This is a genomic window from Cyclonatronum sp. (genome assembly GCF_022565315.1).
GTDB lineage: Bacteria > Bacteroidota > Rhodothermia > Balneolales > Cyclonatronaceae > Cyclonatronum.
The window spans coordinates 19544-36302 of record NZ_JAIUMX010000026.1; the positions used below are offsets into that span (position 1 = coordinate 19544).

Annotated in this window: 8 protein-coding genes; 2 read left to right on the plus strand and 6 right to left on the minus strand. The window is 55.1% G+C overall.

What is annotated here, in order from left to right; translation table 11 throughout:
- Window positions 1-32 precede the first annotated feature (32 nt).
- The 3 genes from recO to dnaG form a co-directional block, all read right to left on the minus strand.
- Window positions 33-785: a DNA repair protein RecO gene (recO, locus tag LAT75_RS06375; protein ID WP_291481801.1), complete on the minus strand. Its 753-nt coding sequence runs from the start codon at window positions 783-785 to the stop codon at window positions 33-35.
- Between the two features lie 33 nt (window positions 786-818).
- Window positions 819-3341: an MMPL family transporter gene (locus LAT75_RS06380; protein ID WP_291481802.1), complete on the minus strand. Its 2523-nt coding sequence runs from the start codon at window positions 3339-3341 to the stop codon at window positions 819-821.
- Between the two features lie 219 nt (window positions 3342-3560).
- The gene (dnaG, locus tag LAT75_RS06385) at window positions 3561-5546 is read right to left on the minus strand and encodes a DNA primase (RefSeq protein ID WP_291481803.1); all 1986 of its coding nucleotides are present in this window, start codon (window positions 5544-5546) and stop codon (window positions 3561-3563) included.
- Window positions 5547-5616: 70 nt separating this feature from the next.
- On the opposite strand from dnaG, the gene LAT75_RS06390 reads away from it, so the two are divergent.
- Together LAT75_RS06390 and LAT75_RS06395 are read left to right on the plus strand one after the other, a co-directional pair.
- A complete protein-coding gene (locus LAT75_RS06390; protein ID WP_291481804.1) occupies window positions 5617-6783 on the plus strand; it encodes an aminotransferase class V-fold PLP-dependent enzyme in 1167 nt (388 codons plus the stop codon).
- A gap of 18 nt (window positions 6784-6801) precedes the next feature.
- Window positions 6802-7743: a YihY/virulence factor BrkB family protein gene (locus tag LAT75_RS06395; RefSeq protein WP_291481805.1), complete on the plus strand. Its 942-nt coding sequence runs from the start codon at window positions 6802-6804 to the stop codon at window positions 7741-7743.
- A gap of 33 nt (window positions 7744-7776) precedes the next feature.
- Here LAT75_RS06395 and LAT75_RS06400 read toward each other — a convergent pair whose 3' ends face one another.
- The 3 genes from LAT75_RS06400 to mfd form a co-directional block, all read right to left on the minus strand.
- Entirely contained in the window at window positions 7777-11322 is a 3546-nt protein-coding gene (locus LAT75_RS06400; RefSeq protein WP_291481806.1) for a T9SS type A sorting domain-containing protein, read from the minus strand.
- A 190-nt stretch (window positions 11323-11512) separates the two neighbouring features.
- Window positions 11513-12451, minus strand: coding sequence for a hypothetical protein (locus LAT75_RS06405; RefSeq protein ID WP_291481807.1), 939 nt, complete (start codon window positions 12449-12451; stop codon window positions 11513-11515).
- 115 nt (window positions 12452-12566) lie between these two features.
- A complete protein-coding gene (mfd, locus tag LAT75_RS06410) occupies window positions 12567-15974 on the minus strand; it encodes a transcription-repair coupling factor (protein ID WP_291481808.1) in 3408 nt (1135 codons plus the stop codon).
- Window positions 15975-16759 lie beyond the last annotated feature (785 nt).

Consider the following 16759-nt stretch of genomic DNA (forward strand, 5'->3'; position numbering starts at 1 on the left):
TGCGGATTGTCCGAAAAAATAACAGGATAATTTCAGAGGATTTGTTCAAAAATCGAATCTGATTTTCGGTCCCGAACACCTTCAATATGGTGTTTGAGATAAACATCTAAATGATAAACCAATGGTTTTAATTCCTGAACCGGCATTTCCAGATTCAGGATTCCGGACGATTTTCCGCTGAGCGCAAAAAGCAGGTAGCGGGATTGCTGCTCACTGAGTTTGAAAGAAAGGCCGTCATCCGGTACATCAGAAAGGCTGCCCGACAAAATATTGAGATAAAGCACCTGCAGACCGGCTGTACGGATAGAAAAATCGGGCCACGCCTCAGGCGGCTGAAGGCCTACTCCCAAAATTTCTGCAACCCTTACCTGCAGGTATGGAAACAGATTCCGTGGGTTCGCTTCGGTTTCGGAAAGCCATTTCAAAAATTTCTCAGTGAAGTCGTACAGCTCCTCATTGGGCTCCTGATCTTGAATAACCTGCGAAATAAGCTCCAGAAATGCCATGGACAGGGCAAGCTTCGTGAAGTCACCCTGCGTACGAACCGTGCTCACGCGCGACTCGGCATCTTTCATGGTCTGTACGCCGCGGCTGTCTTTGTAATAAAAGGTTGCATCGATCACCGAGCCGAAAGCCATAATGCCCGCATATTTACTTTTGGATTTTTTGAAGCCGCGCACCAGAACCCCAAGCCGGCCCAGCTCCCTTGTGAAGAGCGTAATAATTTTGCTGGATTCCTTAAAATCCACGGCTTTGAGCACGATGGCAGGGGTTTCAGCAAGCATGAAGCATGTGTTTTATTTTGGGTGATGCGGTACTTAGTCGTATGTAATCCAGTTGCGGTCTTCCATTACCTGAATGAGGGCCGGCAGGAAGGTGACGGCAGCAAGAAGGGTGAGCCCGATGCCGATTACAGCGAGGAGGCCAATGGAGTACAGGCCGGGATGCATGGTAAACAGCAGACCCGCGAAACCGAGCATAGTTGTGAACGAGCCGATGCTGATGTGCTGACCCGTACTCGAAAGTACGTTCCACATGCTCTTCGGGCCTTCCTCCCGGTAGCGGCTCGCGAGGTGAACCCCGTTGTCGTTTCCAATACCCAAAATGGCCGGCAGCGTAACCAGGTTATAAAAATTGAAACTCAGCCCGAACAGGATCATCACAAAAAAGAGCCAGGCAAGGCCTACCACAAGCGGCAGCATGGAGATGAGGGTCCACCGGAACGAGCGGAAGGAAATGTACATCATCAGCAAAATCATGATGAAGGTCGCTGTGACCATGATGAAGCTTTCATCAGTCATGAGCATCAGCATTGACGCGGCAACAAGGCTGGTACTCGCGCTGGTAAAAATCCGGCCGTCTTCCACTTCTATCTGCCCGATCTCCTGTTTAAAGGCGATGGAGTTTCTCCCGTCGCCAAGGCTCACATTCGGATAGATCATCACGAACTGCCCGATTTGTCCGTCGCGGGTAACAAAACGCTGCGTCAGGTAATCAGGCAGCAGCTCAAAATCGAGGGGCTCGGTTGCCTGAGCTGCCCTTCTTAGCCGGTCGAGGTTTTCATCCTGCTGATCCCGGATGAAGGGGTCGTTCAGCAGTTGGCGAACCTCAGATATGCGTTCAAGCTTGTGCTGTTCGGCGGCTTCATTTATCGGGAAGCGCTCCTGAAGCGCTTCAAAATCGAGAATCAGGGTACTATCGCCGCTTTCTTCGCGTATGCCGCGCAAAGCACGCAAAATCAGGTCAACATCTTCGTAGGAGTCGGCCACAACGTAGGCTGGATTGCGGCGCTCTGAGGAGGAGCCTTCCGCCGAACGGCTCAGCTCGCGGAAAGCCTCAAACTCCGGAAAAGCCGGTTCAAGTTTACCGAAATCAAACTCGAAATTAAGCTTGTCTGTGTTAAAAAGCACAAAAACCACGATGAGCGTCCCCGCAGCTACAATAGTTCTCGCAAAGGGGTAGCGTCTTGTTTCGGTACTTTTTTTGGGGTTTCTCCCGTGGTTGGTATTGATCAGAATCCAGTTGAAGCGCTCAAACAGCACGATGAAAGCCGGAAGCAGGTACATCATGCTGAGGTAGGCCAGTACGATGCCAAGACCCGAAATGAAACCGAATTCAGAGAAACCCCGGAAATCCGCATAAATGAGCACAAAAAGGGCAATGGCAGTGGTAATTGCCGAAGTCATGATTGCGCGGCCGGAAGAACTGTAGGTGGATTCCAGCGCCTGAATGACCTCTTCTCCGTCAGAGCGCTTTTCAAGATAGCGGGCGTAGAAATGGATGCCGTAATCGATGCCGAGACCGAACAGAATCACGAACAGCACCGAGGTCATGGTGTTGAGCGATTCCAGCACAAGTGCCGTAACCCCGAATGTTACAAGCAGGCTTATCACCAGCGGAATGCCGATCAGAAAAACGGGCACCGGTGCCCGTTTTACGTGCGAGAAAAATCCTTTTCGCCGCTCCGATTCAGGACCACGTTTATAGTTGATGTAGGTCTTCCAGAAAAAATAAATCAGCACCATCAGCAGAACACTCCCAATACCGGTCGCAAAACTGTTGATGACATCATCCATAATGGAATCAATTTCCATCAGGTGCCGTTTGAGCCTACCGCCGGCCATCACCTGCATTTCCGGGTTAAAGGTTGCAGGCTGCATTTCTTCGATCAACTTGTCGTACTCGCGGAACAGGGTGCGGAGAAAACTCAGGTCACTGCGTGAGCCGGTCGGGATAAAGCGCAGCAGCATGGAGGTGCTGTCTGCACTTATCGGGTAGCGGTCAGGGATCAGTTCGCTGTACAGGTCGTCAAAAGCACGGGCACGGGCCGAATCATCTTCCTCATCATCATCCCAATCGTCTTCAAAATCAACGAAAAAAGGGTTTGCAGCCAGTTTGGCATCCTCAATCTCATCTTCAAGAAAAAACACCAGCTCGTCAAGCTCAGCGTCTGTTGCAAGGTACAGGGCGTAATCTTTAAGGATGTCAACTTCCTTAATAAACTCATAGCGCGAGAAAAACGGCTGACCATTCCGGGGGTTGATCATCGCCATGCTTCGCGGGATGATTTCTTCTGCAAAGCGCAGATTATCTTCGAAGCTCGGCGAATTGATGACGACCTGCATCTCCGTTTCACCCCCTACCCGTTCCTGCAGGGTTTCGAGGGCTACTACGCTGGGGTGCGTTGGCGGCAGCAGGTTCGCAATGTCGGTATCAACCTGAAGCCGTGATGCAAAAACGGTTGCGATTATCGCAATCAGGATGGCCCAGCTGACCGTAAACTTAGGGTGATTATAGTTGTACCGGAGAATCGGACGTAAAAAATTCAGGATGTTATCCATAGAGGAGAATGTCTTTCAGTAAACCCGGGGAAGAAGTGAAAAAAAAGAAATAAGATATATCGGGCGATGGTTCCGATGCTTAAGCAATTATCGGAGAAATTGATTTCCGGCAGTGAATCCCATAAAAGCGTCCGTGAAAAAAGAACTGAGCCTGTATGCCGGAAACAAACGGGAAAAGGTAAGAAAGATTTCCCTCAATTTCGCTGAAGTGAAAAAGGGTTAAGGCATTTCGTCGGGAGCAGGATAAAGGGCATCAGCATGGCTTTTCTCGATTTGAAGTCTGGTTTTCCGGAGTTCGGTTATGCTCCGGTAAAGTTCGCTGCGCTCGTCTTCGCCGGCATAGCTGAGCTGCTGATTTACCTCCTCAATCTGCTGCGACAGAAATTGAAGCGCCAGCGATTTTACCGCGCCCCTTGCCGTTGCAAACGGATCGGCATCGCGGAGTATGCTTCGGCTGCGTTTTGCGTTTCCGACTTCAGAAACCGCAAACTGCTCAATAAATACCTCGCTCACCAGCCGCGGGAAGGGCGGCTCCATGGCGGTGAAGTGCTCAATCGTTGCCGGAATTTCCTGCTCATAACAGGCCGTAATGGCTTCGTAAAACTGCCGCAGCTCAGGGTCTGTAAAGTAATCCGGACCGATGAGGTTGCCTACGTAGTAGATCATGCCGTCGCCGTGCTCTATCATCAGGCGGATGATTTCCTTTTCGGCTGCCGGCCGCCTCACCTGTACCGGCCGCGTTCGCGGCACTCCTGCTCCAGCCGGCGCTGAAGCCCCGCCGCTGCCCGGGTTCTGGAACTGCCCCTCCGCCGGATGGGGCGCACCACCTTGCATTTCCCGCTGCTGCGCACGGCGCTCACGGTCGATTGCCCTCGCTTCCTCCTGCCGCACGGCCGCCGCGAGCGAACCCAGCTCCGCATAGAGCGCACGCTCGCCAATGCCCGTCATTTTGCGCAAGTGCCCGATCAGTGTTTCGCGCAGCACCTGATCGCTCACCCGGGCGATGGAAGCCAGAATCCGGCTCACGACCTGCTTCCGGCTCATGGGGTCGTCCCACTCGCCTTTGTCCTCGGCGTGCTGCACCATGAAGCTGATAAAATCTTTGGCTTCTTTGCGGGTGTAGTTGATGAACGACTCCGCCCCGAACTGCTGTACAAATGAATCGGGATCCTCGCCGTCGGGCAGGTGCATCAGGCGCACGTGCAGCCCCGCCTGCAGCGCCACGTCGAGGCCGCGCAGCATCGCATTCTGACCCGCGTTGTCGGCATCGTACACCATCAGCAGATTGGGGGAGTAGTTGGCGAGCCGCCGCATTTGTTCCGGGGTGATGCTCGTGCCGCTCGTTGCCACTACATTGGTTACGCCATGCTGCCAGAGTGAAATCACATCCATGTACCCCTCCACCAAAATACTCTGGTCGTGCTTTCTTATTTCATTGCGCGCCATGTGTATGCCGTATATCACTTCACTCTTGTTATAGACTTTGGTCTGCGGAGAGTTGATGTACTTCGGGCCCTTCCCTCCTTCCATAATGCGCCCCCCAAAGCCTATCACTTTCCCGGAGGGCGAAAAAATCGGGAACATCAGCCGCCCGCGGAAGGTGTCGTAAACCTGCTGATTCTGCTCACTGTACTTGATCAGGCCAGCCTCATGCAGATACGTTTCGTTGATGCCGCTGCTCAGGGCGTGTTTGTAAAAGGCATCGAAGGCATCCGGCGCATACCCGACGCCCCATTTGCGGGTCGTGGCAGCGGTGAGACCGCGCCGGCCGATGTAGTCGCGGGCTGCGGCCGCACTGTCTTCGGCGGCGAGCGTTTGGTGGTAGTACACCCCGGCAAAGCGCAGCGCATGATAAATGCCTTCAACGAGCTGCGTTTGTGCATCGGCTGACTCACTGCTTTCTTCCTCCGGCAGCTCAATGTTATAGCGGCCTGCGAGCGAGCGCATGGCTTCCACAAAGCCGACGCCCTCCATCTTCATCACAAAATTGAAGACATCCCCGCCTTCGCCGCAACCGAAACATTTAAAGATGCCGAGCCGGGGCGTTACATAAAAAGAGGGCGTGCGTTCATTGTGGAACGGACACAGACCGGTAAAGGCGCCGCCCGCTTTTTTGAGCTTCACGTAGTCTGAAACGACATCCACGATATCCGCGGCGTCCCTGATTTCTTCTTTTTTATGATCGGTGATTCGAGTCTGAGCCATGCCTTAAAGATAGAAAGTTTTGATCCTGAACCGCTATTTTAATGCGATCCATTCATCCCAAATCCGATTTATGAATTCACCTTTGTTTCAGCCGGAGACCTTTCGGAAAGAATTCCCGCACACAACAGAAAAAGGCATTTACTTCAATCACGCCGCGCTCTCTCCCCTGCCTGAACGCACCGCCGCGGCCGCTCAGCACAGCCTCGAAAGCCGGCAGAAGCTGCCCGTAGATGATTTCATGTCGCTGGATTTCCCGGTGATGGAGCAGACCCGCTCAAGGCTTGCTAACCTCATCGCCGCCGCCGGAGGCAGCCGCATCGCCTTCACCCCTAACACAAGCTTTGCGCTGAGCATCATCGCAAACGGCTTCCCGTTCGGGCCCGGCGATGAGGTTTTGCTGTATGAAGAAGAATTTCCGAGCAATGTCTATCCCTGGCTCGTGCAGCAGGCACGCGGGGTAAAGGTGATGCGGTTCAGCGGTGAAAACGGATGTTTTAGCCTGGACGATGTGCGCCGTGCCCTGAACCCCAACACCCGGATCCTGGCCCTGAGTGCCGTGCAGTTCGTGAGCGGCTTCCGGGCCGATCTGCCCGTCCTGTCGGAAATCTGCCGGGCCAACGGCACCTTCCTCGTTGTTGACGCAATTCAGGCGCTGGGTCACAGCCCGGTTGAGGTGCTGGCCTGGGGCATCGACGCCCTCTGCTCGGGCTGCCACAAATGGCTGATGACCCCACAGGGGCTGGGCTTCCTGTACATGAGCGAGGCTTTTCAGGAACGCATCTCCGTAACGGCCAAGGGCTGGCTCTCGGTTGCCTCGGTCTGGGAGCTGTTCGATACGGAGCAGCCGCTCAACCCCGGCATGTCGCGCTTCGAGCCGGGCACTTTCAACCTGCCCGCCATACACGGACTCAACCAAAGCCTGGCGCTGCTTGAAGAAGCCGGGTACAACAACATCCGCAGGCACGTGCTCAGGCTTGGCGACCTGCTGCACGAAAAACTCACAGGCACCGGACTCCAACTCTACGGCCCACACGAGCCCGAACGGCGCTCGGCCATCCGCACTTACCGGCTTCCCGCGCATATTGACCCGCACGCCCTGTACGAAACCCTTTGCCGGGCGGGTCTTTATCTTTCCGTACGGAATGGATTGCTGCGCTTTTCGCCTTATTTTTATAATACAGAGGCCGAAACAGAAAAGGCAGCCGCCCTCGTTACCGACTGCCTCCTTCGCTCATAAACTGATTCTGAAATCAACATGCCGTACCAAAAGCTATTCTCACTTCTCAAGGAAATCGGAATCGTGATAAAACTCACGGTTGAAGAATGGCTTGACGACAACATGATGCTGCACGCCGCAGGGCTTGCCTTTTATACTATCTTCAGCCTTGCGCCCCTGCTGATTCTGGTGATTGCCTTCACCGGCTTCGTTTTCGGGGAACAGGCGGCTTCCGGACAGCTCAGTATCTACATGGAAGAAGTGATCGGCAAAGACCTTGCCGAAACCGTGCAGAATTTTGTGAACGCCGTTTCACAGACCGGTCAGGGCACCTTCGCGACCATCACAAGTACGTTTGTGCTGCTCTTTGCCGCTACGACCGTACTCACACAGCTTAAAGAATCGCTGAACACCATCTGGGATGTGGACAGAAAGAACCGTCAGCCCATCAAAATGTTCTTCATCAACCGTATTCTGAGCTTTGTTCTGATCATCGTTTTCTCCCTGCTGCTGATTTCCACCTTTTTTATCTCCACGATTGTTTCCTTCATCAGCCCGGTTCTGCAGCAGCTTTTTCCGGCAGGCATCCGCATCTACTTCATTCTGAACGGCTTCATATTCCTTGCCATCTCAACGATTCTGTTTTCCATCATCTACAAGCTGCTGCCGGATATTCAGATCCGCTGGTCTGACGTTTTTCTGGGCGCCTTCATCACCTCAGTCCTCTTCCTGCTGGGCCGTACGGCGGTAACCTTCTACCTCAGCAACGCCGCCATGGCCTCAACCTACGGCGCCGCAGGCTCCTTCGTAATCTTCCTGATTTGGGTGTATTACAATGTGATGGTGATTTTTCTCGGCGCCGAATTCACCCAAATCTGGACAACCCGCTACGGCTCAGGGGTAAGGCCGGGGATGTTTCTCAGGAAGGAAAAGGAGAAAAAGCCAAAGCCAAGCCTGAATTTTAACCGGATAAATGACTGATGCTGAGCTGAAGCTTAGTTTCAGACTTTCATCCTATTTCACAAAGACCATTGTTTGGGTTAGCACTCCGGCTGCTGTGCTCAGGCGGTACAGGTACACCCCGCTGGAAAGCGATGACCCATCAAAACGGACGCTGTGGCTCCCTGAAGCCAGATTTTCATTTGTCAGCACCTGAACGACCCTCCCGATACTATCATAAACGGTCAGGTTTACGTGTCCGGCCTCCGGCAACGTGAATGGGATGCGGGTGGTCGGGTTGAACGGGTTGGGATAATTCTGACCAAGAGTGAGCCGGGCAGGAAGCTGCCGCACGTCCGGCAGACCGCTGAGCGGTTTTAAGGTGATGCTCAGCTGAAAGCGGGCCTGCACATCATTGCTGTTCATACGGTGTTCGGCGGGGACAGCGAGGGTTTGCGAGAGCAGCTCTGCTGCTGAAACACGATCCTGCAGCTGCCGCATCGGCGCAATTGTACCCAAATTGAGGCTGAAGCCCTCTTCAAGCTCATACTGCTGCCCCGTTTCGGTATCGGTGAGCAAAATTTCGAATGCATCCATGTGATGCATCATCGGAATGCTGAGCTCAAGCGGCTCGCTGCCCGTAGTTTGTACATGCAGCGGGATGCTGAGGGCTCCGCCCTGAAGGGCGCCTTCCGAAAGGTGCTGAAACCGTAGCGGCGTGCCGTCGGCAGCCTCAGTAAACAGGTGCAGATATTCATGGTGAAGGCTGCCCAGCTGCCACACATCTTTTGTGCCGGGCCCCTCACCTCCGGTATGGCTGCCTTCTCCTACTGAAAAACCAGCGCGTACAGAGCGCTCTGCTCCGTTAACCTCCAGAATCACGACCGGCTCATCTGCCGGCTCATCTCCGCCGAACGGAATCAGTTCAGTACCTACGCGCTGCTCCGGCCGGAACAGGATGCGGGGCTGCGGGTTTGCGCTCAGTGCCTGAACCCAAAACCCCTGAAAAGGCGCAAGCCGGCCGTCGAACTGATTGAATGCAGGCGACCCGCCGAAAGTGAGATATGCCGAGGCGTTGGCATCCCACACATAAATAACTTCCGCAATATTTTCTGAGTCGGCAAGAAGTGCGGCTGCATCAATGGTGAACGGATAGGGATTCGATACCAGGTTCCAGCCATCGTTCCGGATTTGTATGCCCAGCGGAAAAACGACGATATCGTTGTTCAGCAGGCCGTTTACCCCAACAGATTTCGGCCAGAAAGCCGGATTCGGATTAAACGGGCGCTCATCTTCATACACGTAAATAAGTGCGCCCCGACCGGAGCTGCCGCTGCTGCTTCCGGGAACGTGCCCTATCATATCAGACACGTGGGCAGGTGCCGTAAAGGCGGTTTCAGATGGTGCAGCAGCGTTGTGGAAGAACACGTTGGGTTCGCCACCGCTGCCCTGATTGGCACCCGGAAAGCCCTGCATCCAAAGAGTGCCGAATAAATCCCCGTAGCTGCTTTGCTGAACGGGCGAGCCCATCATGCGCCAGCCCTCAGCAGGCCCCGGTATCGACACCTGAATGCTCCCGCTTTCTGCTGAAGGCACCCCGATTTCCCAGAGCCAAACTTCATCCGAGACGGTTGTTTCCAACGTGTTTTGCTGCGGCCTGACCTCCCCGCCAATCCATAACAAATCACCGCTTTCAGTGAAAGTAAGCCCCGCCTTAGCGCGTTGCTGCCAGGGTGCATTTTCGGTGATAAGCTCCCAGTTCGCCCCCTGATCTCCGGAATACCAGATATCATTAAATGAAAAACCCTGACCGGTAAACTCCTGACTCCCGCCCATCAGCACGACGCCACCACCGGGAAGGGCTGCCAGCTGCAGGCCGTACCGGATTTCCCAGGCAGCGTCGGCTGTGCGCTGCGTCCAGGTAAGCCCGCCGTTGGCTGATGTCCATACATCATTTAAATACGTGTTTGTACTGCTGCTTTGATTAATCCTGCCGCCGGCAATCATGATGGTGCCGTCAGCAAGTGTAACCTGTCCGTGGTTGAGGCGCGCCTGCCAGGGTGCATTTGCCACAAGCACTTCCGGCACTCCGTTCTGCCCGTTTATACGCCACACATCGTTTCTCGCTGTAGTACCGCTGCGTCCGCCGGTTCCGATCACGTTCATGCCCAATGCCGACATCCCGAAAAAACGCCTTGTCGGAATCGTAGTGCCTAAATTTTCGGCTGAAGACCAGCTGGCTCCGTCAGCGCTTATCCTGAGCCGGCTTCCACTTGCGTTAATGCCATTCATTTCAATGCTCAGCAGGGATCCGTCCGAAAGCCGGGCTACCTGAACGGTCGCAGAAGAGCTTGCTGTGAAATTTGCTGCCGCCAGCTGCCAGTTGCCCTCACCCGCAGTTTCAGAATACCAGGCATCTACCGGACCATCAACCGGGTTGGGGCCGGACTGATCATCTCCCCCGGCGATAAAAACCGTTCCGTTTCCTGCTGTTGCTGCTGCATGACCGCTTCTTGCTGCAAATCCGGCATTGCGGCCGCTCACCACCGTTTGCCCGTTCAGGGTGTTAAAATGCAGGCGTTCGCGAAGCTGCTCTTCGTCATCATGGGTTTGCCTGCCGCCAATAAGCAGTATGTCTGTGCCAAAAGCTGTGGATGCCGCCTGACTCCGGCCGGGGAATTCCCTTCCGTCATTCGAAACACTCCAGTTGATGCCGATCGATGATACAAAAACATCCGTCGCATTCCGGCTGCGATCGCCCGTTACCAGATACAGATTCCCGTTTGAAAGCACGCCCGCGCTGTGATCGCGCCCGACGGATACATTTATATTGCTCGTCATTAGTACCCAGGAAGTTCCGTTATTGGTCGAGCGCCACACATCGGTCAGTTCACTACCGGTATCGCTGTTGTAACCGCCAATAATAAACAGCCTATCACCCTCAAACGGATCAGGTTTCTTAACCAGCTGATGCCCTGCCCTTCCCGGCCAGATCTGATCCGGAGGGATGCTCAGTTCACTAAAACTTTGCCCACCGTTTTGAGACCGCCACACGGTATTAATGTAATTATTATACAGCGTGCGGCCGCCCATAAACAGGATGTCATTATTTGGCAGCACGATCGCCTGCCCGCCGGTAATCTGCCCAAGACCGGTACTGAAGCCGGGAATGCCGGCAAAGTCAAATGTCTTTACCCAGCTCTCTCCGCCGTTTTCGGATTTCCAGACATCCTGCGCCCGAGAAGTGCTTCCCGGATTATTTCCGGGGAAAACATAAAGCACATCACCTGATGAAACAGCGGCCGCAAAATCACGCCGCGGATCCCAGCCGGCATTTCCAAGCACCCGCTGCCAGGTTCGCCCCTCATCTTCTGAGCGCCAAACATCATTCATGGCTCCGGACGCCGTTTCGCCCCCCATCATAATCAGGGTGTTGTCTGATAACTTTACCACCTCATGACCGTCACGGGCACCAAAGGGGGATGTTGAAATAAGTGCCCATTCAGCGTTGAGGAGTCTGTCTTTTTCAGAAACGGCCTGCTGTGCAGTAGTTTGTGCTGTTACTGTAACAGAAAACAACAGCAAACTCAGGGCAAGAGCGCCAGCTGTGCGGTAAATCATGGTCCGGGATTTTGAGTTGTGCCGCACACATCATGATAAATGCACGCAGATGATAAACATTAGCTATAAGTTTTACACCTGCAAGAAAAGCATCTCCCGCTTAATATCTAAATAACAAGTTGTTAAATATAAGTAAAGCAAAAATGGCGCAATTCATCCCGAACGGCTCTTAACCAGACGACACTCCCCTCTAATACACTTCCAAAAACATCCGGTCGCCCGGTTTCAGGGATTTTTTGAACTCTTCGGATGAAGCCGAGAGCAGGGCGCTTGGGTCGGCAGTACCGCGCAGCTGCAGGTAATCGGTATGGTTTTGAGTGATGAGCCCCTTGATGATGCCCGTTTCCATGCCTTTGAGGCCGCAGATGTAGATCAGGGTATTTTCCTGCCGGAGGATGGGATCAAGCAGGTCGGCCCGGTCGATGAGCTGGCACTGCACATAAGGCCGGGAACCGTCAGCGCGCGGATCTTCGCGGGAGATGGTTGGCAGGTAGTGGAAGCCGGGGTTTTCAGCTGCAAGACCGCGGAAGTAGCGCTCGTACAGCAGATCGGTACGGTACGGACTCCCGAAAATGAGCGCGATTTTGCCCTTATAGCCCGCCTGCATCAGGTCCATAATCATGCCCCGAAAGGGCGCGATGCCGGTTCCGGTTGCGAAAAACACGTAGTTGAAATCGTGCATGTTCTCAGGCAACAGGAAACGCTTGCCGCTGGGCCCGGCAACCTTCACCCGATCGCCCGCGCGGAGGCTGCTCAGGTAGTTGGAGCACAGCCCGGTAAACAGCTGCTGGGTCTCCCAGTGTTCGCCTATCACGCGCTTCACGGTGGTGGAATGGTGCCGCCCCGCGCCGTCTTCTCCCCTGCTTGGTGAACTGATCGAGTACAGCCGCATGGCATTAGGCTTGCCCTTTTCGTCAGTTCCCGGGGGCAGTATGCCAATGCTCTGCCCCGCGAAAAACTTCCCTTCAAGCGGGGTTCCGCTCAGGTCGAAGGTGATGTGACGAATGATGTTCGGACTCGCGCCGCTTGTCGCAATCACCGATTCCAGAATCGGGACTTCTACGGCGTTGTTTTTGTTGCAGATATTCAGCTCAACTTCAGGCAGGGTGATGCGCGTCATAGTCGGCATGTGGTGTAATCGGTCTTGGATTTGTTTAAAAATTAGTTTGATGTAAAATACGGCTTATGCCGCGTCTCCGCTAAACAATCGGGTTAACCGTGTTTAGGGTGATGGCTTCGGTGCCTCATCCCTTTTCGGTTTCGGCGGCTAAAACTTCTTTTCCGGCCGGAAACGTTTCAACGAGCTGCTCAAGCAGCCGGATGCAGGCTTCCATATCAGCTACGCCGGATACCACGATCCGGATGGCCTGATCGCGCTGGGCAACATTCACCTCACGCCCGGCCTGCTGCAGCTCGCTGATGATTTTCGGCATGCGCGCCTGTGCGTAGAAGAGCTCGCCCGCGCGGGTTTCCGCGGAGGGGCACAGCAGCCAGATGCGGCCTGCCCTAATGGTGACCTTCACAAATAGCAGACGGCTCGCCAGCAGCTTGATGTGCGTAGCCTGAATGAGCGTTTGCGCCTCGGCGGGCACCTTGCCGAAGCGGTCTTCGATTTCCGTGGCCCATTCTTCGATTTGCGACACTTCCTGCGCGCCGGCAAGCCTGCGGTACAGGTTCAGGCGCTCCACATTGTCGCGCACGTACCACTGCGGCAGCAGGGCCGCCTCATCAAATTCGACGGTCGTTTCCGGGTACTCGATGTCGGGCTCCTGATCGCCGAACAGATCCGCAAACTCACTTTCTTTCAGCTCACGCACGGCATCGTTCAGGATTTTGGTGTACAGATCGAAGCCCACATCCGAAATAAAGCCGCTCTGCTCGCCGCCCAGGATGTCGCCTGCCCCGCGTATATCGAGGTCGCGCATGGCAATGCTGAAGCCGGAGCCGAGATCGGCGTACTCCACCAGCGCCATCAGGCGCTTGCGGCTGTCGTCGGGCAGTGCCTGAAACGGGGGCGAAATGAGATAGCAGAAGGCCTTCCGGTTCGAGCGGCCCACACGACCGCGCAGCTGATGCAGCTCGCTCAGCCCGAATTTATCCGCATGGTTGATGATGATGGTGTTGGCGTTCGCAATGTCGATGCCGCTTTCCACGATGTTGGTGGAAATCAGCACGTCAAATTTATGCGCGTAAAAATCAAGGATGATGCGCTCGAGCTCGGTCCCCTTCATCTGCCCGTGCGCAAAACGGACCTTGATGTTGGGCACGAGGTCCATCACCAGGCCCGCCATTTCCTCAATGTTGTGCACGCGGTTGTGGATGAAGAACACCTGCCCGCCCCGGCTCACTTCCTGCACGATGGCATCGCGGATGCGGGTGCCGTCGAAGCCGATTACGTCGGTCTGAACCGGTTGACGGTTCGGCGGCGGAGTGTTGATTACGCTGAGGTCGCGCGCGCCCATGAGCGAGTACTGCAGCGTGCGCGGGATGGGCGTAGCCGTGAGCGTGAGGGTATCGACCGCGGCCCTGAACCGCTTGATTTTCTCTTTGGTCGCCACCCCGAAGCGCTGCTCCTCATCAATAATGAGCAGACCGAGGTTTTTGAATTCCACATCTTTCGAGGTGATGCGGTGCGTGCCGATGAGGATATCGACCTGACCCGCCTTGAGTTTTTCGAGCGTCTCTTTCTGCTCGGCCTTGGTGCGGAAGCGCGACATCAGATCCACATTTACGGGGAAGGGGTCGAGCCGGCTTTTGAAGGTTTTGTAGTGCTGATCGGCGAGGATGGTTGTGGGCACGAGCAGGGCCACCTGTTTGCCATCGAGCGCAGCCTTGAAGGCGGCCCGCACGGCGACCTCGGTCTTGCCGAAGCCCACATCCCCGCAAATGAGGCGGTCCATGGGCAGGTCGCGCTGCATGTCGGCCTTCACATCTTCGATGGCCTTGAGCTGATCGGGGGTTTCCTCAAAAATGAAGGCGGCCTCCATCTCGGTCTGCATATAGCTGTCCGGCGGGAACGCATGCGCCCGCTGCGCCTTGCGCCTGGCGTAGAGCTGAATCAGCTCGCGGGCGATGTCCTTCACCTTGCGCTTGGCGCTCGCCTTTTTGCGCGCCCACTCCCCGCTGCCGAGTTTGGTGACCCGCGGCTGATGCCCGTCCTTGCCCGAATATTTCTGGATTTTGTACAGGCTCGAGACATTCACGTACAGCACGCTGTCTTCCTGATACTTCAGCACGACCACTTCCTGAATGCTGTCCTTCACCTTGATTTTCTGAAACCCGGAGAAGCGGCCGATGCCGTAATCGACGTGCACCACGTAGTCGCCCATGTTCAGGTCCTTGAGCTCCTTGAAGGAAATACCGCCGGAGGGCGCCCGGCGTTTGGTCTTGGGCCGGTGATAGCGGTTAAAGATCTGATGATCGGTGTACATCGCCAGCCCTTCTTCCGGCAGGAAGAAGCCCTCGTGAAGGGTTTCGACACTCAGCTCGTAGTTGAGCGCATCGCTCGGATCGCCGAGCAGCTCAGCCAGCCGGTCGCGCTGACCCGTGTTGCCGCACAGGATGAAGGTGCGCACGCCCGAGCGGCTGAGCTCGCGCAGGTTTTCGTCAAGCAGCTTGATGGCACCGTTGAAGACCGGCTGCGGCCTGCCCCCGAGCTCATGACGAAAACCGAAGTCGGCATCTCCCGAAAGCATCTCGCCCAGATAAATCCGCGCATAGCCCGAAAGCCGCTCGCGCAACTCATCGGGGCCCATGAACAGCTGCTCAGGTGCCGGCAGGGCTTTGAGGTCGTCATCCCCCTTCTTCCGCTGCTTCTCCTGCTGCACGAGCAGGGCATCATACACGGCCCGGGCCTTTTCCAGCTGATCGCCCGCGGCAGAATCACACAGCGGCGGGTTGAACATCACGTAGAGGGTGTCCGCGGGGAAGTAGTTCAGCAGCGATTCGCGCTCCGTGCTGTTGAAGGCCGAGGTGTTAGGCACAATGCGGACGCTGTCGAGGAAGGAGATCGAGCGCTGCGAATCGGCATCGAAATGCCGGAGGGAATCGATCTCATCCCCGAAAAATTCGAGGCGCACGGGATAGTCGCCCGTGTAGGGGAAAATATCGAAGATGCCGCCCCTAACGGCCATTTCGCCGGGTTTTTCCACGAAGGAAACTTCCGTGTAGCCGCTGTCGATCAGCTGCTCGCGCAGGCCCTCCATGTCGGTTTCCAGCCCCTTGTACAGCTCGATGGCCGAAGCCGAAAACGACTGCGGGGAAATCACTTTCTCGCACAGGGCGGCGGCGCTCGCTACGAGAATGTTCTCGTCGTTTTGGATGACCGAATCGAGCACCTCAGCCCGTTGCACCAGGGTCGCGGAGTCGTGAATGCCGACCTCCTGATAGGCTTTGTTATTGGAATCAGGGAAAAAATGAAGGTTCTGAACGCCCAGCACGGCAAGGTCGCCGGCAAAAAACTGTGCGCGCTCCTCATCCGGAAAAATAAAAACCGCGTGCTTCACGCGGTCGCTCAGCTCCGCCGCCAGGATGGATGACAGTGCCCCGGCGTAGCCCTCAAGCCGGATGAGTTCTTTGTGTGATGCGTAAGACAGGATGTCAGCGATGGGCAGCTTCGGCAAAAGCTGCGCCCGGATATGGCTTATGGCCATGCGTCAGTAAAAATTCGTGATAAGGATGGATGAATCGGGTGATAATCGCCCGCAAAGTTCAAAACAGTGTGATTCTAAAGGTTTGGTTTGCGCGGTCATTTTTAGGGTGATGCGTTCCCGGCCCGGACAAACTGTCCCGGCCCGAAAAGCCAAAAGCCGGACCCCCGAAAAAACGGAAGCCGGCAACAGGCCCTAAAACTACGGAAGTTTGAAAAACGTTGCGCGGGATATTCATGGGTGCACCAAACCCCGCGGCCTACTCAGGCGAAAGAAAGCCTTCACATGAAGCCTTAAAGTCACCCCAAAAAAAAAAACAAAAGTGTCATCTCGAAAAGTCATGGATGGCAAAGAGCCCGTCGAAGCCTCAAAAGCCGCCTCAATCAAAAAAAACAAATAATGTCATCTCGAACGGCGGGAAATAGCATTGAGCCATCCGAAGGCAGTGAGTGCGGCACAACCCGTAAACGTTTCAAAGCATCATGTGAGAGATCTCCAAAGGCTGAAACTGCCCGGCACTTACTCAACGCCCCTCTGCACCAACCGTCGGCGAGGCAAGCCCGGGGCACATTCAAAGGAAGGAGATCCCTCACATTTCTCCCTTGCCGGGTTTCGGGGCGGCTCCGGCACCGTGGCTCCGGGCGGCTCTTTCCCAAATGATAAGCGTTCGGGATGACACGGGGTGAGCTTTTGGCTTTTAGCTGTTAGCTGTTAGCTTTAGGGATGCGGCGTGGCCTGCCATGAGTCCGACAAAGCCTCAAAAGCTGCCCTTTAAAAAAAACCAAAAG

Excerpts from the sequence above, each read along its gene's own strand:
- LAT75_RS06405 (WP_291481807.1), bottom strand. The coding sequence starts at position 12,451 with ATGCCGACTATGACGCGCATCACCCTGCCTGAAGTTGAGCTGAATATC.
- dnaG (WP_291481803.1), bottom strand. The coding sequence starts at position 5,546 with ATGGCTCAGACTCGAATCACCGATCATAAAAAAGAAGAAATCAGGGAC.
- recO (WP_291481801.1), bottom strand. The coding sequence starts at position 785 with ATGCTTGCTGAAACCCCTGCCATCGTGCTCAAAGCCGTGGATTTTAAG.
- mfd (WP_291481808.1), bottom strand. The coding sequence starts at position 15,974 with ATGGCCATAAGCCATATCCGGGCGCAGCTTTTGCCGAAGCTGCCCATC.
- LAT75_RS06390 (WP_291481804.1), top strand. The coding sequence starts at position 5,617 with ATGAATTCACCTTTGTTTCAGCCGGAGACCTTTCGGAAAGAATTCCCG.
- LAT75_RS06400 (WP_291481806.1), bottom strand. The coding sequence starts at position 11,322 with ATGATTTACCGCACAGCTGGCGCTCTTGCCCTGAGTTTGCTGTTGTTT.
- LAT75_RS06380 (WP_291481802.1), bottom strand. The coding sequence starts at position 3,341 with ATGGATAACATCCTGAATTTTTTACGTCCGATTCTCCGGTACAACTAT.
- LAT75_RS06395 (WP_291481805.1), top strand. The coding sequence starts at position 6,802 with ATGCCGTACCAAAAGCTATTCTCACTTCTCAAGGAAATCGGAATCGTG.